Raw genomic sequence first — 25,289 nt, forward strand, 5'->3', positions numbered from 1 at the left:
AATGATACAAAATGGAGATTAAAACACATATTATCAATCAATTAGGCGCATTATGGTTAGATGCAATCAACAGCGTAGCAGCTATACAATATGTGTAATAATTGCTGCAATCGGCTGTTTGTTATTTTGCTGACCTGATTAGGCGCTGGTACTTCGCAGCGTAATTAAGATATGAGCTCGCTTTTGAATTGGATGACAGCTTATCTGGGTGATTAAGCTCAATAGCATCAAATGCCATTTGTAATGCCCAGCATACAGCAAACACCCAATATAGATCGACTGCGGCCGGTACGGCATTGAGCGCATGGTGATTAAGGTTACTATGTTGCTGCAAATAATGCTTAATAAGCCATTGCTGCTGTTGAGATGATAAAGCATGGCTGGCAAGCACCGATGCTAAATCACACAATGGGTGGGAACTACAGGCATATTCAAAATCAATGCAGTTAAGTTTATTTTGCACAATTAGGATATTGTGAGGGTTTAAATCTCGGTGGCTATATTGCAATTTAACCAAACAACGCTCTAGCGTTAACAGCATTGTGTCGATCTGGCGTTGCTGCTCAATCAGCGTATTAAACTGCTGTAACCACACCTGACTATTTGGGTAGCAGAGCTTTTCGAGTTTGACTAACCGCTGCTGCATATTACATAAGCGAGTGTAATAAACCTGCCATTGCTTATCGACTCCAATAATATTGCTAGGTGCAGGCAGCTGCTTTAACCCTTGTAACAAATCAAGCAATAATCGCTCAGCCCCTGGCTTCACCGCTTCGTGTAAACGACTTTGGTTAGCCCCATTTTCGCAGCTCAAGTCGCCCCAGAGGTTATCTGGGTTTTGCTGGATATACTCACTTAAATAAATGTCTTTATCCGGGCTAATATATACCACTTTAGGTGCAAGGTTTGCCCTACATGCAGCCTGCCATGCAAGTGTTTCGGCGCTACGGTCGCAGATCTGCGAACTTGCTCGACTGTTAAGCCGCAGCACCCAGTCAGACTCTACAAGCTTACTGTGGTGTAGTCCTTTAATATGGAAATTTTGATTACTCAAGCCTTCCGTTAACGCTGCAATATGACTGATCTGGCTAAGCCCCGCTAACGCGATGGGGCCTGCCAAATCAGATCTGAAAGTCTGCCCAATACTTTTGGTCACTTAAACAGCCTTCATCAAGGGAGGCACCGTTAGCTCAGGTTGTACTTTCATTTGTCGACGCCACATAAAGTAACCAAATACAACCATAACTACATACAACACAAACAATGCTGAAGTTAACATCAGGCCTTTACTCATATATAAGTAAATCGATACAGCATCAATAACAAACCAATAGATCCAATTTTCAATAACTTTCTTAGCAACTAAATAAGTGGTTATCACTGCAAAGCAGGTCGTTGCCGCATCCAAGTAAGGAAATGATGCTTGTGTTTGTGTGGCCATTAAGTAACCGATAACCAAAGATACTAAAGAGGTAATTGCAATTAACTTTAGGTGTGTGGTGAAACGCCACGACACAATGGGTGTACCATCTTGAGCATCACCGCCATGTTTCCACAGCCAATAGCCATAAACAGCCATCCCCATGTAGTAAACGTTTAGTACGGACTCCATAAGTAGCGAAACTTGCCAAAATAATACCGTGTAAATAGCCGTACTCGTCAACGCTGCAGGCCAACACCAAACACTGCCTTTCATCGCCAAAATCAAATAGGCTAACGCCAACAATACAGCAACCGCCTCCCAGCCGCTTAAAGCTTGTGCTTCACTGAATGCTAAAGAAAGACTATCAACGAGTGTTAGCCAAAAATCTGCCATGAACCGAGGTCCCTTAGTTTAGGAAAATATCTAAAACAACGAGCCGCAAAGTTATCGAACATAACCAAAACTTTGTGGCTCATTGTTTACTACCATTTAGTAATTACTTGTTGCGATATTATTCACTGTGGCTTAAATCAAGCTCGCCACCGATAAACTTAACCACAAACACCGCTTTGCCCCACTTTTCATGAGCCGCTTCCATCTCGGTAGCCAACATAGACATAACCTCGGCATACTCGCCGCACACTTGTGTGGCCATCGCGTTTGTTACTCGTTGGATATTGTCGTAAGAGTCTACTCGAGCAATAAACCATCTAATCGGGTCTAAATAGTTATCTTGTAATGGGTAGCAACTAATTTCTGCAGTTAACTTCATTTATTTACCTTTATTTATCATCTTATATTTAGTGAATAATTACATAAATTTAATGTTCAAAGTGGCCCCTAACTGACGAGGATCACCATAACGTACATACTGTTTGTCAGCCCAGCCAATATCGGGTTCATTACCAAAATAGAAGCCACGAACGCCGTAATGTTCATCAAACAGGTTTCGGCCCCATAAATAAGCTGACCATAGATCTGTTTCATAACCCAGCTTGGCATTAAATATTTGGTAAGCCTCTGATTTAGACTCGTTACTGTCAGAATAATAGAAGTCACTTTTACCGCTTGCGTTTACATTAGCAAACCAGCCGGAATCGCTGCGATAGGTGGCACCAACGCTAAAAGTAAAGTTAGGGGAATGGGCTAATTCGCGATCTGTCAGGTCCACTATGCCGCCGTATTTATCTTCATATTGGTAATCGCCATATGCCGTTTCTAACCAACCCACACTGCCGTATACATGCAAGTTGGCGGTAGCATACCAATTGCCTTCAAGCTCTGCGCCATAGTTAGACGATGAACCGGCGTTTTCTGTATACAAAATAAACCGTTGCGGATTAGAAGGATCTTGTTGTGAAGCAGCCACTTGTTGATCTTGTCGGTCCATGTAAAACAACGCAAAGTTAGTGGTTGCGCTGCCTGCTAACCACGATGATTTTAAACCTATTTCGTAGTTATACATCGTTTCAGTGTCGTACTCTTTCTTGCTCAAAAACTCCGCAGGCAACGACATGTTAAAGCCACCAGCTTTATAACCTCGTGCAACTCGGATGTAAGTTTGTTGAGTATCACTAAAAGCTTTACTTAAAGCCATATGACCACCCCACATGGTTTCACTTGGCGAAAATTCGTCATTATTACTGTCGCTGTATTCGCTTTCTCTTCGCTCTAGTCGCAAACCCACAGACAAATTGTAATCATGACCAAGTTCAGACTCTAATTGACCAAAAATAGCGTAGTTAGTTGATCGGTACTCAGACTGTAGAACTTCATCAGCCCAGCCATTATATTCAGAATATAGATCGTTATCTTCGTTAAGATCCATGGCATAAAGGCCGATTAACCAGTCGGTTGACCCATTAAATAGGCGTCCGGCGTCTGTCGAACTTAACCGAAACTCTTGAGTAATCGTGCGCCGGTCGCCCTCTTTATCCCAGATGTAATTGTACTCACATGGAATAAGGTCATCGGTGTTGCCATCACCATTTGAGTCATAATCATCAGTACACAATTTGTTGTCCCAATAATCAGGGTTGGCCCAATCGCCATCATAAGCATACTGGTGTTCTGTTTTAGCAAAAGAGCTTAACGAGGTCAGTTCAAATGACTCGGCGCCAGTGTAAGTGACTTTGAAGCCGGTCCCCGTTGTTTGTTGTGCATCAATGCCTAAATCATCACTTAAGGTGTCAAAACCATTATTATCTAATGTCCAAGCATCGTAGCCATTATCAAAATCGGCATACATTAAGGTTAAGTCAAATTGCAGATTGTCTGTGGCATACCAGCGTAATTTTGCTCGGCCAGACAATTCGTCACGGCCATTGGTATCTTCACGTTCGAGATAAAGATTATCGCGGTAACCATCTTGCTGATGATGTTGTAATGACACTCGGTACAGTAAATTGCCAGAATCCGTTAATGGACCCGAACTAAAGCCACTGTAGGTTTGTAGGCTATCATCACCCATAGACACTTCCGCGCCATGTTCAAAAACATCGGTCGGATCATTACTTTTAAGATAGATAAGTCCGGCGAGTGCATTACCGCCATAGCGTGTACCTTGCGGCCCTCTTAACACTTCAACTTGCTGTAAGTCATACATGCTAGACACCATACCCAAACCAGACAGATCGATATCATCAATCACAAATCCGACGGAGGAGTTTGGTGCACCTTGATATTCTTCTTGCTCGCCAACACCGCGAATTTGAAAGTATTTTGGTCTTGAACTACCACCAGACCAATTAAAATTGGCAATAGAGTTTAAAATATCTTCAAAATGTTGAGCACCTTCATCCTCTATTTTTTGTTGATTGATGACCGTCACACTTGATGGCATGCTTTCTAACGATGAGCGACGAAAGTCAGATGTCACCACCATAACTTCCATTTCATCAGGTGATTCAGTGGCAAACGAGGGAGATGCAAATAGCGCAGCAATAACCGCTACCGCTACAGATGAGTAATTTTTATTAATAGACATAGGACCTCAAATATATAAATTTTGAGATCCGGCAACATAAAGAAGCGATCGGAAAATGAATTGTGGCCCATTCCTACGCCGGTATTAGCCGGATCAGGTTCTAAGGGTTCGTTTTGCAACATCTCAGTCAAAGCCAAATACATCAAACTAATGATTTATAGACTTAAACACCCCTTGGCAGGGCGTACTATACATTATTTTTACATAGTGGTGACACACTTCTTGCTAATATTGAATTTTTTGCATAAAAAAACGCCAGCTATGCTGACGTTTATAAAAATGCTAATGAACTTAATGTTTAATTTGAAAAAGCTTTTCTAACATACAACTCAAACCGAGTAGCACTAGCATTAGGCGCTACGGCAGACACTTGTAGTTGCTGCTTACCGTGTAATTTAACTGACTTCCAACTCACAGCTTCATCTTCAATGCTCATATCGCGGGGATCAAACCAAGTAAACTTGTATTGCACTCTCAGATCAGTAGGCACTTTGCTAACAATGGTAGCTGTGCCTTGCAAGAAGCCTGCTTCGCCTTGAGCCATTAAGTTTTTAACCTCAACTTCGCGACTGAAAGTACTGTTATCTATGCGTGTTTCACCTTGGGAGCCAGCCATAACACCTGCAGTGTGCGGTGCGCACCCCACAACCATAACAACGGTTAATAAGCCTAATAATAATTTATTCATTTCTGCTCCCTAGATGATCGTTCAGTAAAACTAAAGAATAAGCTAAATTACTCAATTAAGAAATGTGCTCTTGCTGTAGCAATCATCTGCTTACGATTTGTTTGCCAACAATTAATGCTTACATTGGCAACGCGCCGCCCCTGGCGAGTAATAATGCATTCTGCAAAGCTGTCTTTGTGGTACCCAGCACGTAAATAGTCAATTGAAAAATCAACTATCTTAGGTACTTTAGGCGTTTGCATAAACACCATCAATTGCACAATGGCCGACATTTCCATAAAGCCGGCAATCACTCCACCATGCAGCGCTGGTAACACTGGGTTACCAATGTTGTCGTCTTTAGCAGGTAACTTAAACACTAACTCATCACCAAAACGCTCAACTTTCATCCCAATAAACTTAGCGTATGGCACATGTGCTAATAGGTAACCAAAATCATTGAGTTCAATCGCTTTTTGCAAAATAAGTTTTATATCGAGCTTAGCCGGCGTTGACGGTGCTGCATCACTCATGGCTGGATTCTCCCATCAATGCTTGTCTAAAGTCTTCGCCCACCATTTCGGGGCTAATACGCATGAAGGAACCCACAGCATGTGCAATGGGATCCTCTATCGAGTCTTGATAAGCTATCGCACGGGTAAAAGCCACACTTGATGACAATTTATAGCACTGTGCATAACCATAAACTGGCTTAAATGGTTCTGCCGGCTTCATGTAATCGATGCGTAAATCAAGCGTAGGCGAGATCTCTAACTCACCAAACTGCTCGAAGATAGAACAAACCACAGCGCCACCACTGGCAGTATCGACTAATGTGGTGATAACCCCACCATGAATAACCCCAGTATTGGGGTAACCGACTAACTGTGGATCATAAGGCAGCTCAATCAACACATGGTTTTTGCCACCTTCTAATACCTGTAGGTTAAGTTTTCGGCATTGGGTTAATTGGGCAACAAATCGGCTTGCCATTCCCGTATGCGGAAATACATCGGCAGCTTTATTCATGGTTTTTTACTCAGCATCGGCCCTAATGATTGGCCCCCAACCAAGTGCATATGCAGATGGAACACTTCTTGACCACCATGTTTATTACAGTTGATGATTAAGCGATAACCGTCCTGTGCAATGCCCTCTTCTTGAGCTAGCTTAGCGGCAACGGTCATCATTCTGCCCAGCGCTTTTTCATCTGACGCTTTAATGTCATTGGCTGTAGGAATTAGGTGGTTTGGTATGATTAGAATATGAGTTGGTGCTTGAGCGTTAATATCTCTAAACGCAGTCACAAGCTCATCTTGAAATAAGATATCAGCGGGTATTTCACGACGGATAATTTTGCTAAATATGGTTTCTTCGGCCACTTTGCTGCCCTCATCAGTATAGTTAAGACTAGTATACTCGAAAATTACCATAACACGATTACCGTCTTAGCCATGTAACCACTGTATTTGTTCACAATTATTGCCACGCCCAAGCTAACAGCGGCGAAAATGACGTAACCTTAGCCGCTGGTGGCTTTCTGCAAAAGTTAAAGCAACCCATGTTTGTAACTCATTTTCCTAGCGGCGAAGCCATTTTTCCACAAAAAAGGCGCTATATTTAGCGCCAATTAACTGTATGCAAAGTAAAACTACATTGCTTCATGACATTATTGAATGACTTCATGCATGTTCATTTGCGCCCATGCAATTGCTTGTCCGCGACTCGATACGCCGATTTTTCTAAAAGCGCGATAAAGGTGAGTTTTAATGGTGCTTTCGCTTACAAAAAGTTGATTTGCAATATCGACGTTTGTACTACCAGAGCGCAGCACCTGTAGCACTTCACGCTCACGAATTGTCAGTTCAGGATCACCGTCCTCCTCGGTATTAGGGGTTTGCAACTCATCTAATTGAGCAGGAATTGAACGCTGCCCTTTAATGATTAAGTCCATACCGGCACCAATATCACCTAACGACGCATTGCCGTAAAAAACCCCTGCGGTGATTTTGTTTTGCACTAAAAACTTGGTATCGACTTGCATTGGGAAATGTAAAAACACCACTCGAGCACCGTAGCGACCCTTTTCTAATTTCTTTTGAATTTGATAGGCTTTTTGAATATCGACACTAGCCAGATCAATCAACACTAAATTAACTTTATGCTCAGTGAAGCCATCGATATTATTATCAGGGCTGATATTATGAATTTTGACAAGAAACTGCTGCGGCCATCGGGTATTAAGTAAATCAACTAATATTTGAGAGCGGGTCACTAATACCCAATGCATAACTTTGAACATTTGACTATCTCCATGTCAACTGGTTAATCTTCCCTGCTTAAAATGTAGTCTACACACAAATATGATAATTCACTAATAAAAGAATTTCAATACTCACTATACTTATGCTTTTAATATATTTTAATGAACACAGGTAAGAATTGTTCATATAAAATCAAGGGTAAATCATTGTGGTAATACAATACAAAGGCACACCATAACTCCCCCCGCCAATAACGAGTAGAGCATTTAATCCAATTTTTAACGAATACCTAAATGAAGCGCCAAATAAGTAACTAAATGAGTAATCAAATGAGTAATCAAATGAGTAGTTAAATGAGTAGTTAAATGAGTAGTCGACTATAATAACCACAAACTTTTCGCGCTAAAAACACAAATAAAAGCATTAAATAACAACAACATAAACCTCAAGCCACACATCAACGCAGCTAAAAATCAAACTCTGTACATTAAACTTTTCGCATCAAAATCTATAAAATAAATACTACAAATTGAAAAGTAGTCACAGCCAACAACTGCACTTACACAATAACGCCGAAAACATGATTAAGGCTATGTGTTTTTATATACCATTACATTTATCGAGAAACGCGAAGGTTTTAACTACAATCAGTACTTAAAAATGAATACACTAATAATTTTATAACCATTTTATTTTAACATTACACACCAATACAAGAATTCTGGCCACCAAACACAATATTGGCGCTACAACAATTATGATTAATACTTTATAATTAGTTATCAAAAATGTAATGCAATTTTTTACTGACATTACCTAATCATTCATTGCAGCTACACCATACGGCCAGGCGGATTCACTTGCAATTGACTACCGGTGTCAAAGTAAATGTTTACACTATGTCTTTTATCGGCTTATTAAGCTCTTTAAAGTGCGTTATTCACCCCTTATTTCCCTTTTTATTAAAACAATGCCAGTAATAATGCAAGCAATGCAAAAGCCACCGTTAAAGACTGCCAAAAAAGTAATGGCTCACGATCTATCAATGGCGATTTTTTGGTTGATTCTTGCCATATTGTCACGGGATGAGTCATTTCAAATATCCATTCACAGCTATCAGCTTGACGCTGCTCGGGCGCAATGCTGAGTGCTTTTTTTAACGCTTTATCCATCCATATTGGTACTAACGGGTTGATCTCATAACTTGGGGTATATTTGAGGCGTAAGAAATCTTGCAGTGTTTTACACTGCTGCTGGTTGCCACCAAAAGGTAATTGCCCCGTTAGCATTTCAAACGCAATAACCGCCATCGAATACAAGTCGGCTTTTTGAGTGATACGGTATCCAAGCACACTCTCGGGTGCGGAATAGTCAGCTGTACCTAAGATAACATCACGCTGCAAAGGCGTGGTAATTTCCGCAATTCCTTTTATGTAACAAGAACCAAAGTCGATAATTTTTACGCGGCCGTCGCCAGTTAGTAATACATTATCGGGCTTTAAATCTTGGTGCAGCGTTTCTTTGCGATGAAAGGCTCTTACCCCTGACTCTATTTGCTTCAATAGTTCAAGCACCTGCTGGACTTCTGGCGTTGGATTGCACTTTATCCATTGCGTGATGGACTGACCTGCTAAGTATTCAGTTAGGTAATAAAGTGCTGACTTTTCGCAATCGCGATCGATAATCGACACTACATTAGGGCTGTTAATTCGATTACCCACCCAACTTTCAAGCAAAAATCGCTCAATGTATGCCGCATCATCAAGATAATTAACCGAGGGAGTTTTCATGCACATTAAGCCACCAGCAACATCTTTAACCAAGTAAACTTGGCTTCGCTGGCTTTGGTGCAATACATCAACCACTTTATAACCATCGAGTGTCATTCCAACACTCAGTGGTGGTGGAAACGGTAATTTAGATAGGCTTTGATACACTTCATCGATATTTTTAATCGGTAAAGCATCGATATGCAATAACTGACAACTGGCATTATCTTGTGATCCAGCCGCTATCGCTTTATCGACTAATGCGCGGCAGAACTGATCGCAGTTTATAGCACTGATGGAGTTACTGTCGCCATCAGCATTTGTATGTTCGATTTGCTGCTTATAGCGGTGTAATAGCGCTTCAATATCAACATCTGAAACCACATCATGCACCCCGTCGGTTATCAGTAAATACATGTCTCCTGCTGCAACGGGCAAGGTTTTGTAATCGACGTCAACTTTAACGTCTAACCCTAGAGCTCGCGTGAGATATTGCCGCTTACCAACAAAGCTGGTGTGGTCATGACTAAGCTTTTCTAAAACGCCCTGTCTATAACGATAGACCCTTGAATCTCCGACATGAAACATATGCAAATGGCAGGATTTAAACACTAATGCACTAAAGGTACAAACATAGCCTCGCCGGGCATCGCGGTAGTCTTGCCCTAAACCATAAAGCCAGCGGTTCAGTGCTGTTAATACTTGGGTACTCGACTTTTGAACCGACCATAAGTCTGGTGTTGAGTAATAATCGGCTACAAAATTACTGACGCTAATAGCAGAGGCCGCCGCGCCAGCTTCAGCGGTACTGACACCATCACTAATGGCAGCAACCGCGCCTTTTGTCGTCAGGATCAGTCCACTGGGAATTTGGATCCCTATAGCATCTTCATTACTGCCTTTTACACCTTGATCAGAATATTGACCCGCGCTGATCTGCAAACCATTGGCTGCTTTTAATGCATCAATAGCATTATCCTCAACAGCTGACAATATGCGGCTTTGGGGATCCACTGGTGCCAACGTTAACGTCTCCATAGCAATACCCTTTTGGGTTTATCAAGTGGCGACTAATTCACACTTATCAGTGTGACTTCGCCCTTTTCATTCACCTCTGAGATATGCCCCTTAGGTTCATTCATTAAAAACACAGTAAAGAAACCAATTAGTGCACTAACAGCAATAACATAGAAAAATGTTTGAGTTGATACTATCGAGTAAACAGTTAAGAAAAACACGGCACCAACGTTACCATAAGCTCCTGTCATACCCGCTATTTGCCCTGTTAGACGGCGCTTAATAAGCGGCACAGCAGCAAAAACCGCGCCTTCACCACTTTGCACAAAAAAAGAACATGCCATCACCATAACAATTGCAACGGGCAGAGCCCATGTGCCGTCAATTTGTGCCACGCCAAAGTAACCCATAGCCAAACCCGCCGTTAAAATGAGCAAAGTGGACTTTCGCCCAAAACGGTCGCTTAACCAACCACCACCAGGACGACTCATCAAGTTCATAAAGGCATATGACGATGCCACCATTCCCGCTTGTGCAAGACCAAGTTCAAATGTTTCAGCAAAAAACAGCGGCAACATCGATACCACGGCAAGCTCAGAACCAAACGTTGAAAAGTAAAGCACATTTAACACTGCTACCTGCTTAAATTGATAACGTTCAAACTCTGGAATAGTGCCACTAAACACAGCTTTATTGACCTGATACGTCTGGTAAACATCAACCAAAAATATGGCAACAAGCAATAGGTTAATAGCATTCACCATTTGCTCGGTTAGCATATTTACTCCAGCCGGTGACAACTTCCAAGTAAGCAATGCGAGTGTGGCGTACATTGGTACTTTCATAACCAGTAATAAGCCAAAGTCACCTTTACTGGTAACTTCCAGTGCTCCTGACCTTTTGGGTTTAAAATAGCTAGAACCTTTAGGTGTATCGGTTACGTTAAAGTAATAAATAAAAGCAAAAGCCAAACTCATTAAGCCTGTAAGGCCAATGGCATAACGCCAACCATCTGCGCCACCAAATGCCAAGGCAACAGCGGGCAATGTAAATGCTGCTGCGGCTGAGCCAAAGTTGCCCCAACCACCATAAATCCCCTCAGCGGTGCCGAGTTCTTTGGCAGGAAACCACTCGCTGACAATCCGAATACCCACCACAAAACCCGCACCAATAAAGCCCAATAAAAACCGTGCTAAGGCTAATTGCTCAAATGTGGTTCCCAAAGCAAACATAAAACAAGGAATAGAACAAATACCTAGTAACAGTGAATATACCAACCTAGGCCCATACTTATCAGTCACCATGCCAATTAACACTCGCGCGGGAATGGTTAAAGCAACGTTTAAAATAAGTAGTGTTTTGATCTGTGATGGAGTAAGGCCAATACTCTCAGCAATCACACTCAATAACGGCGCGGCATTAAACCAAACCATAAACGTGATAAAAAAGGCCATCCAGCTTAAGTGCATAATTTTCATTTTTCCTGAAAACGAAAACAGCTTAAATTTGTCCTGACTCATACTTCCCTGACTCATCATAGTCTCCTCACTTTTAAGCTATTGCGCGGGCCATTACTTTGCCTGCTTCTCGTTTGACTTCAAATACCGCGACACTGAGATTGTCGTTCTCTAAACACTGCCCGGTGGTAAGGCTGTAATGCTGCTTGTGGATCGGTGACGCAACAAACAATTCATTATCTAGCTCACATAACAGCCCGCGAGAAAGTACGCTTACGCCTGTGGCTGGGTCAACATTGTCGATGGCAAATAACCCCGCTTGGCCTAAATCAAATAACGCAACGGCGCGGCCTGCAACCCAAGCAGCAACGCCTCTATTAGCGGGTAATGCCGACGCTTCACAAATCGTTATCCAGCTCATACTAATGCTTCCTCTTCGTCTAATAAGGTAATTGCAATATTCCCAGCCCCTGATCTACGCTTGTTAACCGAGGTAAATGTTTGCACTTCGGACTGAATAGGAAACTTTTGCTGACGCTGATATTGATACTGTTCATTGCTGTTTACGGGGGCATTTGCAGGGTTAACAAACTCACTAAAACGCTGTAAAAACGTTTCATCTTCTAAACTGGTTTTCCATTCACACTGATAATTCTCAACCACCTTTTCCATTTGCATCTCTAACGCTTCATTAAGCCCTAGTGCATCATCTATCACCACCGACTGTAAATATTCAAGTCCTCCGTTAAGTGACTCCATCCACACCGAGGTACGTTGCAAACGCGCTGCGGTTTTAGTGTAGAACATCAGTACGCGGTCAATGTAGCGTACTAACTCTTCGGTCGACAGATCGGTTGCAAACAAGTCACCGTGTCTTGGCCGCATACCGCCGTTACCACAAACAAATAGGTTCCAGCCTTTTTCAGTGGCTATCACGCCAATATCTTTACTCTGTGCTTCTGCGCATTCTCGAGTGCAACCAGACACGGCAAATTTTATCTTGTGTGGTGATCGTAGCCCTTTGTATCTATTTTCTAACGCGATGGCTAACCCCACAGAGTCTTGAACACCATACCGGCACCAAGTACTACCTACACATGATTTAACAGTGCGAAGTGACTTACCGTAAGCGTGACCAGTTTCAAAACCTTCCTCAATGAGCTCAGCCCAAATAGCCGGCAGATCAGACAATTGTGCCCCAAACATGTCAATACGTTGCCCACCTGTGATTTTGGTATATAAATCAAAACGCTTAGCAACTTGCCCTATCGCAATCAGTTTGTCAGGAGTGATTTCGCCTCCTGCAACTCTGGGGACGACTGAATAGCTACCGTCTTTTTGCAGGTTGCCCAAATAAGCGTCGTTACTATCTTGCAGTGCTACATGTTGCTCGTTAAGCACATATTCATTTTCTAATGACGCAAATATTGAAGCGGCTACCGGTTTGCAAATATCGCAGCCTAACGCCATGGCTGAAGCACCATTTTTGGCATGCTTGTGATACAAGTCATTAAAGTTTTTAATATTCTCAACCTGACACAAGTGATAGAGCGCCTGTCGGTCATGCTCAAAGTGGCCACATATACCTGATTGAGTTGCAAGCCCTTGTGCTTGCATGGTCTCATCGATAATTTGCTGTACTAATGTTGAACAGCCTCCGCACCCTGAAGCGGCTTTAGTACAGCTTTTTATCTGCGCAAGTTGGTGGTTACCGGCCACAACCTGCTCGACAATATCGGCTTTAGTGACTTGATGACACGAACACACAATGGCGTTATCTTTAAGTGCCACTGGCGCAGATTCATCAGTAAGCAATAAAGTGACCGCGGGCGCTTCGAGTGCATCGCCAGATAAATATTGGCTTAGTAGTTGACTGTATTCATCGACATTACCCACCAGCACCGCGCCGCGTAAATATAGGCCGGTTTCGTCAAGCCATAACTTTTTATAAACTCCAGCTTGTACGTCACTGAGTTCGACATACTGCGCATTTTCAAAACCACGACTTTCACCAATGGAGGCAACATCTACCCCGAGTAACTTTAATTTGGTGCTCATATCGGCCCCCTCAAAAGTTAACGGCTCGGTGGTAAATGCTGTTGAAGGAGTATGCTGCAATTGCGTAGCTGTAGATTGGATTATTTGCGACAAAGCGACTTTAGCCATTTGATAACCTGGCGCCACTAATCCAAATATTTTGTGTTGCCATAGAGCACACTCCCCTATGGCATAGACATCAGCCGCTGACGTTAAGCAGTTATCATCAATAATAATGCCGCCACGCTCACCAATTGCCATATCACTGCATCGAGCCAATGCATCTTGCGGTCTAATACCGGCAGAAAACACAATGAGGTCGGTTTCTATAAAACTACCATCACTAAAATTAAGTCGGTGCTGCGCACTTTCGCCGTCCACAATCTCTTGCGTGGCTTTGCTTAAATGAACGCTTAAGCCTAAAGCTTCAATTTTATCTTTAAGTATCTCACCGCCTTTGTCGTTTAACTGCACTGACATTAGCTGCGGTGCAAATTCTACAACATGAGTTTCGAGCCCTAACTCATTGAGTGCATTTGCGGCCTCAAGTCCTAATAAGCCACCACCAATTACGACACCAGAGTTGGCGTCAAATGCGGCTTGTTCTATGGCTTCGAGATCATCAATCGTACGATATACCAAGCAATCTTTGCGATCGTTACCTTTAATTGGGGGAACAAACGGGTACGAGCCAGTTGCGAGTATCAACTGATCATAATGGCTCTGCTCACCATTGACTGTAAGGCATTTATTAGCGGTATCGATATGCGAAACTGGCTGACCTAAATGCAATGCTACCCCTTTAGCCTGATAGTCTTCTTTCGTCGTCAGCATCAGTTCATCGGCGCAACTGTTGGCAAAGTATTTTGATAGTTGCACCCTATCGTAAGCGGGGGTTGCTTCGGCGCCATAGACTGACACATCATAATATTGGCTAATCGGGTGTTCACATAGTTGCTCGACAAAGAAGTGACCCACCATGCCATTTCCTACGACCACTAATTTGGGTTTACTTGTATTCATGTATCGTCCCTTTTGTTTCACACTGACTTTTGCCAACAAAAAGGCGGGCCCCCTTTTTACAGGGTTTGGCACCTCTGCCAAAAATACAATGATGAGTTTCCAATCAGATTATGTTGCTACTAACTGTTGTTTCTAACATCATTAATGCAGAGAGTATGCCAAAGTTTTTAACCACAAAAATAACTCTTAAGACACTGTATTAAATCGTTTTTACAAGTAGGTGAGAGTTTACTTATGAGCATTTTGCATTTATTGAAAACAGCAATTGCACTATTATGGTTATACTGCACTTAATTAGGTGCAGTGATTTAAGTGTACAATGGTAACGTTAACGCTGAGCTTATGATCACCGCTGAGCGACTAAGTAAATTATGCCAGTAGTAGCAAGCATTTAAATTTAACTTTTGTGTTAGATATTGACCTGCAATTGCACAGTTATGTGCCGTCAAATTGGCATCCACTAACACACTATGATTGAATTAATTCAGAAAAATATAACTTGATGGCATGTGTATTTTAGCTCTGCTATATGCGGCCATGTAATGACTTGTTACTCGCCGCAAACTCAAAGTATGGCTATACGCTGGACTCTTCAAACTAAAAATGAGTCCTTAAACTATAGAGTCCTCCACATTTTCGTGATGTCACTAGCATTTAAATACGAATGATAAAACAAGCTACCCAAGTATTAATCATCAAGTAGTGGTGAATATTGCAGGTAATTATTGAAAGACATTTTGGGGGAAACAGATAAATACACTGCTTATTCGACTAATTCGACTAATTCGACTAATTCGACTAATTCGACTAATTCGACTAATTCGACTAATTCGACTATCTAGACTAAGCCACATAAACAACATAACAAGCTAAGCTAAGTTTGTGTTGCGCTTAAACCAGTAGTCGGTAGCCTGTAGTTTAGCGCCATCAAGTGTTTGTGATGGGCAAAGCAACATAAGTAAAGCAGAAACATTGGTGATCGCCGAATGGTATGCACGCTGCGCTTCTGCAGAGTGCGCGGTATTCAGGCTATAATTGAAACTGTTTTCCAGCTCATTGATATCTGTTCTTTTCGTTTTTTCATCATGATGTACATATTCAAGCTCAGTTTCAATTTTAACCCCGCATATAACCTCACCTTGCCACAGTGCTGTTAACCACGCGGGTTGGAGTTCTGCCGCATTCGCTTTAGTGCCAATCAACGCATCGAGTTGAGTTGGCAACGTCACTTGAGTCACCATTTTAGTTGAGTACACCTTAATGAGATTACTCGCCCGCGGATTAAATTCACACTCACCTTGGTAACCTTTAAATACTGCGACACGACTATGATTAAGTAATGGCTCATAAATCGCCATTAATCTAGCAATATTGAGATGTACATCATCTAAGCCACCATGAAAGTAACTTCTGAGGCTAAGCGGCGCATTGGCAGGGTTAATACAACGAATAGCACTTTGAAACAGGCTTCTAAGGCCTACTTCACGGTGAATATCGCCAAATGAACTAACAAGCGGGGTAAACCGATCCGCGTTTACGTAACAAATGCCCGCAGACTCCAGTGCCGATGCAGCTTCTGCAGCAGTCTTTACGTTGGCAATGTTTAGTGCCTCGGTAAAAAAACCGATATGCTGACGGTGCGACAACACGCTATTGTCACCATGTAACATGATCCGATAACCATTTTCTGCCAGCAATTTTGCGCTGAGTAATAGGTACGGCAACTGATCACGTTTAGCACCGTAACAAGGCCAGTCAATATCTACCTTTAGCTGTTGCCAGTCTGTTGCAACCGTTGAGCGCAAAGCTAATGCAGCGCCGGCAATTTCTGCTGCTGTCTCACCTTTTACTCGCATTAGCATTAATGCCACACTTAACTGGGTCAGTGAGCCAAGTTTATCGCTAAAGCCTCGCACTAGCTGATAGCTTTGGCTTAACGTTAATGACCGAGACGCTTTTTTACCTCGACCTAATATTTTAACAAGCTGTTGGTATTCAGCTGGATTAGTTACGCCATTAAGAGCATAGCTGTGATCAAGCATAAACACGCTCATTAGCCACATTTATGTGGTAAGTTGCATCACCTTGCTGCTCGTCTACATCTCGCAATAACTGCGCTAACTCTTGCCCTATAGCCACCACTTCCCCCACAATTAATAGCGTGGGTCCCTCAACTTGTATGCCACTAGCAACTTCTACCATGTCTTTTACTGTGGTATGGATAACAGACTGATTTGGGCGTGCCCCATTACTGATAAAGGCCACAGGTAGTGCTAGCTTCGCGCCAGCTTGCAGTAAACCATGGGCAATATTGGCAGCCCTTTGCTTACCCATATAAAACACCATAGTACTTTTAGCAGCTAACAGCCCTGCCCACTCGATTGGCGCGTCGTCACATAAATGACCGGTCATCAAGGTAACCGAACGCGCGAGTTTTCGATGTGTTAATGGAATACCAGCGCTTGCAGCGCAGCCTAGCGCTGCAGTAACACCGGCTATAAACTGGCTTTTCACGCCATGATTAGCTAAAAAGTATGCCTCTTCAGTACCTCTTCCAAACACATTCGGATCACCACCCTTAAGACGAATAACGACTTTCCCTTGTTGGCTTAGCCGTAATAACTGTTGATTAATTTGATCTTGAGTCACGCAGAGTTGACCAAAAACTTTGCCCATGTAGTGCATTTCGCAGTTGTCATTTGCGAGCTGCAAAATGTCTTTACTCACTAAGTTGTCATAGACAATGGCTTCAGCAGCAGCGATGGCTCGAGCAGCTTTTATCGTTAACATATCGATATCACCACAACCCGCGCCAACAATGGTAACTACATTGGCATCAGTAAGGATTAGTGTGTCATTACCGAGCTGTAAATTGGTTAGCTCCACACTCAGAGTAGTTGACTTAATACCGCAGATTTTATTAACTTCCATTAAGCGACCTCCTGCTTGGACTTTTGATTTTCTAACACTACAGAATCTGCAATATCAATAACTTGGTTTAAACAACTTCCACATACAGCGCTGCAATTGAGCTGTTGTTGCGTGGCTTCTACCATTTGCGAGGCGGTTGTTACGCCTTGAGCGAAATCTGCTTGCATTTGTTGTTCAATTTGAGCTTCTGTCACTCCCGTACAAGCGCACACTATTTTGCTATTACCAGCCCGGATCACTTGATATAACTGACTAATGAGTTTTGAATTAAACGGTTTATTAATAAATGCCTGCACTGCATTTACATCAATTTGCAGCTCATTTTTGCATGTAATGAGTAAGCTTTTAAGGCTACCTTGAGTGATCAAGCAAGAGAGCTGTTTATCTTGCTCTCGCCACTGCATCATGCGGCCTACGATCTTATCTGCAGAGGCTGAATTATTTTGTGGCATTAATGCTGCATTTATCCCCTCAACGGCTGCGATATGACGACAAACGCCACCGCTAATGTGTTGTTTAACATCCCAACATAACCGCTCAGCTTTAACCCAAGTCTGGCCCCACTCTATGCCCTGCTCAGCTACCGCTTGCGCTTTAATCCCAACCCACTGATTTTTAAATCCGGGCTGCTTTGAAATTGGGTCAACTTGTGCTGTCACCACCTTATTAACACCACCGGCTTTACTAAACTGTGCTGACCAATGCATTGACAAAAATGCCATGTCTTGCAACTGTGAACTCTCAACCACCGCACGCGCAATAAGCGGTTCTAATAGGGTTTCGTGGTATATTGCTACCAACCCACCGGCTTTGAGGTCGTGCTTGGCCAATGTTGCGGCATCAAGTATCAGTTCCGGTTGGTAATTTGAGCCTGCGAGCGATGCAACATGCCCAGTTCTGGTCATGGTGTGCCATTGGTCTCGGCTTCGCCCACTGTTTAAACGCAATTTGTTTGGCTGGTTTTCAGGCTCTATCAATTGCTGTTCACAATCGGTCACTATAAAACACGCCTTCCCATTGTGTGTTGCAAATTGCCCTTGTGAAAACAAGCGAATATTCTTTTGCCCCATTAAACTTGAATGCGCTATTGGCCATTGTGTTGGTTCAAGTGTGTCATATTGCTCAGCGGTCAAATTGATTAAGCCTGCTAAAGAGAGTTGTTTCTCAGGAAATTGCTGTTGCACTTTTTGCGTCAGCCTAGCGTATTCTTTAAATATTTCTGCGCTGCTGTTAAAGCTAAATGCTTCAACAAAACCTAGTTGCTTTGCAACTTCACACAGCGCCCACCAATCAGGTTTTGACTCACCTTGAGGCACTATAAACCTTCGTTGGCGGCTTATTGTGCGCTCGCTATTGGTAACGGTACCTGACTTTTCTGACCAGCCTTGTGCAGGTAGCAATACATCGGCATATTGCGCAGTATCAGTGTCGGCAGTGATATCTGACACCACCACATAATCACACCGCTCTAATGCTTTTTTTACCAACGGCGTGTCAGGCATAGACACTGCAGGGTTAGTCCCCATAACCCACACCGCTTTTATTTTTCCCGCAGCCATGGCACTAAACATTTCTGTTGCAGTTAGCCCTTTCGATTGGGGTAAAGCTTCAGTTTGCCAAAAGTCGCCCACTAGCTGCAGTTCAGCGGCCGAAAAGCCTAAATGGCACGCCAGTTGAGTCGCTAAGCCGCCGACTTCTCGACCTCCCATCGCATTGGGCTGGCCGGTTAGCGACAATGGCCCACAGCCGACTTGACCAACATCACCACGGGCTAAGTGACAATTAATAATCGCATTAGCAGTATTAGTGCCAGAGGTTGATTGGTTCACTCCTTGACTACTCGCCGTGACAACCTTGTTTTGTGGTTGATAGAGCGAGTAAAACTCAGCAATTTGGTTAGTAGTAAGCCCTGTTTGCTGCGCTACACTCGCTAACGAAGCACAAGCATACCTGGCATGATTTAGTGCTTGTTCAAAGCCCTCGGTATGATTTTGAATATATTCGTGATTCATCCCGCTAGTTGCAATAGAACTCAGTAACCCCCTAAATAAGGCTAAATCGGTACCGGGTAACAGAGGTAAATGTAGATCGGCTTGCGCAGCCGTTGCGGTTTTACGGGGGTCTATAACGACGATTTTAGTACCACGTAACTTTCTTGCATTAAGGATTTTTTTAAAAAGTACCGGATGTGTCCATGCGGTATTAGCGCCCACTAGCACTACCACATCAGCTTGTTGTAAGTCGTCATAACATCCTGGAACGACATCTTCACCAAAAGCACGCATATGGGCACTAACTGCGGATGACATACAGAGCCTAGAGTTAGTATCGACATTGGCAGTACCAACAAATCCTTTCGCAAGTTTATTGGCCACATAGTAATCTTCGTTTAGTAACTGCCCAGAAAGATAAAACGCGACAGAATCAGCTCCAAACTGAGCAATGGTATTGCGAAGGTGACTCGCGATATCAGCAATGGCAGCAGGCCAACTTATATTGTGGTAACCGTTATCAGCATCAATATTTTTTTTACGTGGGTATAACAGCTTATTTGGCATACTTAAACTGTCGATTAATGCTAACCCCTTGCCGCATAAATCACCTGTGTTAGCACAATGCTCAGGATCCCCGGTTACAGATAAAGCATGGCGCTGCGAAAAGTTAACCAGCCCCTTATCGTTCAGATTATTAACGGTAACCCCGCAACCTACCCCACAGTATGCACAGGTTGTTTTACAGTTTGGCATGATTCGCATTCCGTTATGATAACTAATGCTTATATATGGCAAGTCTTATGCCATTTTACAAACCGTTGTTTTTAAATTAAAAAGAAAGCGAGAAAACCACCACTCCGTTATTAATGTGCTACAGAGGTGCATTCGTTCGCACTAAATTAACGCAAGCGAAAACACATAAGCCTTTGATTACCAAGCTAATAAATACCACCAAAGAGGTATATAGAGGTATAAGAGGTATAAGAGGTATAAGAGGTATAAGAGGTATAGGAAGTCTAGATATGTTCAGACCAACGGCATAAATTACGTAGAAAAAATACAGCCCACTAATGAGTGTTCTTAAGCGGTTTGAACTGCTAAAAATTATTGTTCAGATATAGCAGCATGAATTTTAGATACAAAAAAGCCAGCAATAAGCTGGCTTTTTAAAGCAATCAATAATATTACTTAGAAGCTGACTCGGCAGTGCGGCCGTCATCATGACAGCTGTCACATGTTGGCTTATCACCAACATTCGAATCATGAGGCATATGACAGTCTGCACACATTAGCATGCCATCATGTGATTGGTGAACAGCGTCCATTTCTTCCAAAGCACCATGACAAGATTGGCATTGTTCAAATTCATGCTCGCCATCTTCTGATGGTTCGCCATCAGCGTGACAAGCTTCACAACCGTCCATTTCTGCATGCATTTCTGCTAGCTCTTGGCCTTCAGCGTAAACAGAAGGAGATAATGCTAGTGCTGCGATAGCCGCACCAAACAATGCACTTAAAAGATTTTTGCTCACAATTGTATCCTCATTTGATGTCGCATAGTGGCAGTGTTATATGTCAGGTTGACTACCATCTTGCGATCAATATTATTAGCACGACCTAGCTTACCTTTAAGTTAGCCAAGGAATAACGAACTCGCAACTAATCCAGTATTCAAATAATAACATTGGCTGAATGAGCAAAACGTGCGCTTAATCAAACTATACAGCTCATACAAACGCTAAAACGGGCAACTGTGTATTTATCAGTTTGGTTTTGCATAAAAAAAACGCAGCACTGAAACAATATTCAGTACTGCGTTGCATTAATCAACTCTTAGATTAACGTGATTTTAATGCCGCTATACGTTTTTCAATCGGCGGGTGGCTCATCATTAGCTCAGCCATCGATTTCTTACCATTAATGCCCAAAGCTGACATTTGTGCCGGCATTGCGCCCGCCTCCGGACCATGGCGTAGCCTGTCCAGTGCCGCAATCATTTTCTCTTTACCAGCTAAACGAGCTGCGCCTTCATCAGCTCTAAACTCTCGAATACGAGAGAAGTAAGCAACAATAATAGAAGCTAAAATGCCAAAAAGCATATCCAGTACAAAGACCACTGCCATGTAAGCAATTGTACCCAGACCTTCACCCTCTTCATCATTGCTAGCAACGAAATTGTTAATTAAGCCAGCAACTACACGAGCAGCAAAAATAACGAAGGTATTAACAACACCTTGGATAAGCGTCAACGTCACCATGTCGCCATTAGCAACATGACTAACTTCATGTGCCAATACCGCTTCAACCTCATCTTGGCTCATGCCATATAGTAGGCCGCTACTTACAGCGACTAACGAGTTATTCTTGCTAGGACCGGTAGCAAAGGCGTTAAACTCAGGCGACTGATAGATAGCCACTTCTGGCATTTTTATCCCCGCTTGCTCTGCTTGACGCGCAACGGTATCAACTAACCAACGCTCGGTGCTATCACGTGGAGTGGTGATCACTTCACAGCCCATTGTCTTTTTCGCCATCCATTTTGAAATGGCTAAGCTAATAAACGCTCCACCAAATCCAAAGATAGCTGCGAAAACCAATAGTCCGCCCATGCTTGATGTGTTAACACCCAAAATAGACATCACGATTGATGCCACTAGTAAGATCGCCATATTGGTAGCAATCAGTAGAAATATACGCTTCATTTCAGCTCCTGTAGGAAATATATGTTCCTGATAAACACTCTAATGACATAATATGTCCTAAAGTTACAATTTCAAGGGAACAAAGAGAATAAAAGAGTAACAGCTTTAATCTTAGTCAATTCAGCCTCTATTATCAGGTGCTGGAGTCTATGCGGCTTTTATTAATTTAATATTAAATCCGTGATGAATTTAAGGGTATGAGGATTAATCTTTTTTAACAGAGAGATAGCCCTTAAAACATGCGCAATTTAGCGCCACTAATGCATTAAAAGGGCTTAATCTTTTTTGGTTAACCTAAATGACTTACATCCAGGTGTTTAGCCGCTTCGGCTGCAGTCGCATTAGCTAAAAATGGAATATGACCTAAAAACGGTGCAGTAATCGACTGCTTTAACGCGCTCAAATTTTCGGCTTGGTTAGCCATGTCGGCGTCAACTTGGTTAGCTACCCAACCTGCTATCACCAGCCCATCACGCTCAATGGCTTCGGCAGTAAGTAAGGCATGGTTTAAACAACCGAGTTTCATCCCTACCACTAAAATAACGGGTAACTGCATCGCTTGTACCACTTCAGACATAAAGCGCCCTTCGCCAAGAGGTAAACGCCAGCCGCCAGCGCCTTCGACTAGGGCAAAGTCAGCACCAAGGTATTGCGCCATGTTCAATTGCGCTTGAATTTTTTTCGGCGACAAAATGACATTTTGCTCACTTGCTGCAATATGCGGTGCAATTGCCGGTAAAAATGCAAAAGGGTTAATGTCGTCATAAGGTAACTTGATTGTCGACGCTGCCATTAATGCTAATGCATCGCTATTTCTTAACCCGTGCTCTGCTTGCTCACAACCTGAGGCAACTGGTTTAAAGCCAACCGTTTCTCCGCTTACTGCGGTCAACAATGCTGAAGACACTAATGTTTTACCACAATCGGTGTCGGTTCCGGTTACAAAATAAGTCATGCATTCTCCAAGGTTTTCAGCCTTTATTAACGCGTCTTTCTCGCTTTGATAAAACTGATATTATAAGTCAAGGGAAGCCCCTCTGGGCTGCGGCGTAACTCTGCCTGATTAACCAATTTTTGCCAATCCCCTCGCCCCCTCAATGTGACGTGGCGTTGATTAAGCTTGCTTTTGTCAGCAACCGTCGAGGCACCAACGCCTTTAATCGATTGCAATAAGCTTTTAAGATCATCAAAAAAAACGGTTATCGCCCGTGTTTCGATATGCTCTATTTGCCAATCCTGCGCCACAAAGCAATCTTGGATCTCAGTTTCACTAAGAAAAGAGTTTACGTTTAAGCCTAAATCGGTAAGTTGATGCAAACTATTTTTAGCAACGATACTACCGTAAAACTCGCCACAAAATGCTAGCACTCGGTTGGCTTCTGCAATCGCTTGAGCAAGACTGCCACACCACTGTAAAGCAACATTGGAATATATTACCTCCACAGCATTGTTCGCTATAGGTAGGTTTTGCGCATCGGCACACAGCGCACTGTAGTGAGGAAAGCCTTGCTTCAGGGTACGCAGCATTCCCTGAGCAATATCAACGCCTATCACCTCTTTAATCGTGCTTATAGATGAAAATGAGGTTCCAGGCCCACAACCGATATCGAGTAAACAAGCATTTGATATTGCATTATTTTCTGACATTTGTGCCAACAAGTGTTTAGCCGCAATTCGCTGTAACACATCATGAGCTTGATATGACGACGCAGCTGCTGAAAACCGGTCGGCAACATCATTATTAAGTTGATTTACCACTATAGACACAACGATAGTTTCCCAACACAAAGGGCATAAAAAATAGGCTGAACAACAAATTGCTTATGCATCTTGTAGAATATCAGCAAGTACGGCAACAAATGCATTTATGTCGTCAGTGCAATGTGCTGTTGTGAGTGTGACTCTTAGCCGAGCGCTACCTTGTGCCACAGTAGGTGGTCGCATGGCACCCACCCAAAAACCATGCTCTTTTAGCCTTTTTGCAATCGCAAGGGTACTTGCGCTATCACCAATAATAATAGGTTGAATAGCCGTTGTAGAACCAGTAAGGCGAATGTTTTTAGCTTTGCACGCGGTGATGAAACAAGCGATATTTTGCTTAAGCTGCTCATTTAAAGAAGGCTGCTTAACGATTGCGTCAACAGCGGCGCGAACAGCAACCGCATTAGCAGGAGACAGTGCTGTTGAATAAATGTAGTGCCGTGCATGAGCCACTAAGTAATCAATTAACTCGTGAGACCCCAAAATTGCGGCACCTTGCCCACCCAGTGCTTTACCAAATGTGACTACTTGCGCATCAATTTTGATGTTTCCATTGAGCGCCGTAGCCCCTAATCCATTTTCGCCTATCACCCCAAACCCGTGGGCATCGTCAACAATAAGCCACATTCCGTGTTGCTGGCACAGCGACGACAGCTCAACCAGAGGCGCAATATCGCCATCCATGCTAAACACACTTTCTGTGACTAATGCGCAGGGGGCAAGCTTGGTAATATGTTGCGCTGCAGCCTCAACATCATTATGGATAAACCGTTTTAGTGTAGCGCCACTATCTTGTAATCCGTCGATAACCGATGCATGCACTAATTTATCGGCAAGCACAGTGTCCCCGTGTTTAAACAGGGTTTTCATTAAGGCATTGTTGGCACAAAAACCGGAGCTAAACAGCAGGGCTGATTGGTGGCCTGTCGCTTGGCATAATACCTGTTCCAGCTGCTGATGGGTTTGGCTATAACCAACAACTAACGGCGAAGACGCGCTACCAACACCAAAGGCCTGAGCCCCTTTTTGTAGGGCATCAATCACAGTATCAGAACGAGATAAGCCTAAATAGTCATTACTGCTAAAATTGATATAAGGTAAATCGTCGACTTCAAAGCTATTGGTATGTTCAGGGTCAAGGGTGACTTTAGTGCGTGTCCTTAATAACCCCTTTTCTTTACGTTCTCGATTAGAGTCAATGACTCTTGTGCGAAGTAATGCTTGTGAAATGTCAGACATAACAGGACTCTATTAAAGG

The 25,289-nt window shown here is 42.9% G+C and carries 21 protein-coding genes and 1 riboswitch; all 21 genes read right to left on the reverse strand.

Features of this window, described 5'->3' with window-relative positions; translation table 11 throughout:
- Window positions 1-121: 121 nt before the first annotated feature.
- A complete protein-coding gene (locus tag RGE70_RS10870) occupies window positions 122-1,156 on the reverse strand; it encodes a phosphotransferase (protein WP_310471470.1) in 1,035 nt (344 codons plus the stop codon).
- Window positions 1,157-1,816 carry a nicotinamide riboside transporter PnuC gene (pnuC, locus tag RGE70_RS10875; RefSeq protein ID WP_310471471.1) on the reverse strand — a complete coding sequence of 220 codons (660 nt, stop codon included), beginning with the start codon at window positions 1,814-1,816 and terminating at the stop codon, window positions 1,157-1,159.
- A gap of 118 nt (window positions 1,817-1,934) precedes the next feature.
- Window positions 1,935-2,195 (reverse strand): hypothetical protein, encoded by a 261-nt coding sequence (locus tag RGE70_RS10880; protein ID WP_310471472.1) that lies wholly within the window; start codon window positions 2,193-2,195, stop codon window positions 1,935-1,937.
- Window positions 2,196-2,234: 39 nt separating this feature from the next.
- Entirely contained in the window at window positions 2,235-4,409 is a 2,175-nt protein-coding gene (locus RGE70_RS10885) for a TonB-dependent receptor (RefSeq protein ID WP_310471473.1), read from the reverse strand.
- Window positions 4,410-4,462: 53 nt separating this feature from the next.
- Window positions 4,463-4,594, reverse strand: a riboswitch (TPP riboswitch).
- Between the two features lie 113 nt (window positions 4,595-4,707).
- Window positions 4,708-5,097: a YcfL family putative periplasmic lipoprotein gene (locus RGE70_RS10890; RefSeq protein ID WP_310471474.1), complete on the reverse strand. Its 390-nt coding sequence runs from the start codon at window positions 5,095-5,097 to the stop codon at window positions 4,708-4,710.
- Window positions 5,098-5,144: 47 nt separating this feature from the next.
- Window positions 5,145-5,609 carry a PaaI family thioesterase gene (locus RGE70_RS10895; protein WP_310471475.1) on the reverse strand — a complete coding sequence of 155 codons (465 nt, stop codon included), beginning with the start codon at window positions 5,607-5,609 and terminating at the stop codon, window positions 5,145-5,147.
- A complete protein-coding gene (locus RGE70_RS10900; protein ID WP_310471476.1) occupies window positions 5,602-6,105 on the reverse strand; it encodes a PaaI family thioesterase in 504 nt (167 codons plus the stop codon). The genes RGE70_RS10895 and RGE70_RS10900 overlap by 8 nt, the downstream gene beginning before the upstream one ends.
- Window positions 6,102-6,458, reverse strand: a complete 357-nt coding sequence (gene hinT / locus RGE70_RS10905; protein ID WP_310472966.1) for a purine nucleoside phosphoramidase — start codon at window positions 6,456-6,458, stop codon at window positions 6,102-6,104. The genes RGE70_RS10900 and hinT overlap by 4 nt, the downstream gene beginning before the upstream one ends.
- 287 nt (window positions 6,459-6,745) lie before the next feature.
- Window positions 6,746-7,378, reverse strand: coding sequence for a LuxR C-terminal-related transcriptional regulator (locus RGE70_RS10910; RefSeq protein ID WP_310471477.1), 633 nt, complete (start codon window positions 7,376-7,378; stop codon window positions 6,746-6,748).
- Window positions 7,379-8,302: 924 nt separating this feature from the next.
- The gene (locus RGE70_RS10915; protein WP_310471478.1) at window positions 8,303-10,147 is read right to left on the reverse strand and encodes a bifunctional protein-serine/threonine kinase/phosphatase; all 1,845 of its coding nucleotides are present in this window, start codon (window positions 10,145-10,147) and stop codon (window positions 8,303-8,305) included.
- Between the two features lie 32 nt (window positions 10,148-10,179).
- On the reverse strand, window positions 10,180-11,646 hold the full coding sequence (locus tag RGE70_RS10920) for a NarK family nitrate/nitrite MFS transporter (RefSeq protein WP_310471479.1): 1,467 nt from the start codon (window positions 11,644-11,646) through the stop codon (window positions 10,180-10,182).
- Window positions 11,647-11,677: 31 nt separating this feature from the next.
- Complete coding sequence (nirD, locus tag RGE70_RS10925; RefSeq protein ID WP_310471480.1) at window positions 11,678-12,004, reverse strand: nitrite reductase small subunit NirD; 327 nt, start codon at window positions 12,002-12,004, stop codon at window positions 11,678-11,680.
- Window positions 12,001-14,643: a nitrite reductase large subunit NirB gene (nirB, locus tag RGE70_RS10930; RefSeq protein WP_310471481.1), complete on the reverse strand. Its 2,643-nt coding sequence runs from the start codon at window positions 14,641-14,643 to the stop codon at window positions 12,001-12,003. The genes nirD and nirB overlap by 4 nt, the downstream gene beginning before the upstream one ends.
- An 869-nt stretch (window positions 14,644-15,512) precedes the next feature.
- Window positions 15,513-16,697, reverse strand: a complete 1,185-nt coding sequence (locus RGE70_RS10935; protein WP_310471482.1) for a glycosyl transferase — start codon at window positions 16,695-16,697, stop codon at window positions 15,513-15,515.
- The gene (gene cobA, locus RGE70_RS10940) at window positions 16,678-17,574 is read right to left on the reverse strand and encodes a uroporphyrinogen-III C-methyltransferase (protein ID WP_310471483.1); all 897 of its coding nucleotides are present in this window, start codon (window positions 17,572-17,574) and stop codon (window positions 16,678-16,680) included. Before cobA ends, RGE70_RS10935 begins: the two co-directional genes overlap by 20 nt.
- Complete coding sequence (locus RGE70_RS10945) at window positions 17,574-20,321, reverse strand: nitrate reductase (protein WP_310471484.1); 2,748 nt, start codon at window positions 20,319-20,321, stop codon at window positions 17,574-17,576. Before RGE70_RS10945 ends, cobA begins: the two co-directional genes overlap by 1 nt.
- Before the next feature lie 431 nt (window positions 20,322-20,752).
- Window positions 20,753-21,100, reverse strand: a complete 348-nt coding sequence (gene cctA, locus RGE70_RS10950) for a tetraheme c-type cytochrome CctA (protein ID WP_310471485.1) — start codon at window positions 21,098-21,100, stop codon at window positions 20,753-20,755.
- A gap of 306 nt (window positions 21,101-21,406) precedes the next feature.
- A complete protein-coding gene (gene htpX, locus RGE70_RS10955; protein ID WP_310471486.1) occupies window positions 21,407-22,270 on the reverse strand; it encodes a protease HtpX in 864 nt (287 codons plus the stop codon).
- A 289-nt stretch (window positions 22,271-22,559) separates the two neighbouring features.
- Window positions 22,560-23,225: a dethiobiotin synthase gene (bioD, locus tag RGE70_RS10960; RefSeq protein ID WP_310471487.1), complete on the reverse strand. Its 666-nt coding sequence runs from the start codon at window positions 23,223-23,225 to the stop codon at window positions 22,560-22,562.
- Between the two features lie 26 nt (window positions 23,226-23,251).
- Window positions 23,252-24,037, reverse strand: coding sequence for a methyltransferase domain-containing protein (locus RGE70_RS10965; RefSeq protein WP_310471488.1), 786 nt, complete (start codon window positions 24,035-24,037; stop codon window positions 23,252-23,254).
- Between the two features lie 54 nt (window positions 24,038-24,091).
- Entirely contained in the window at window positions 24,092-25,270 is a 1,179-nt protein-coding gene (locus tag RGE70_RS10970) for an 8-amino-7-oxononanoate synthase (RefSeq protein ID WP_310471489.1), read from the reverse strand.
- Between the last annotated feature and the right edge of the window lie 19 nt (window positions 25,271-25,289).

The organism is Shewanella youngdeokensis, assembly GCF_033180165.1.
Classification (GTDB): Bacteria; Pseudomonadota; Gammaproteobacteria; order Enterobacterales; family Shewanellaceae; genus Shewanella; species Shewanella youngdeokensis.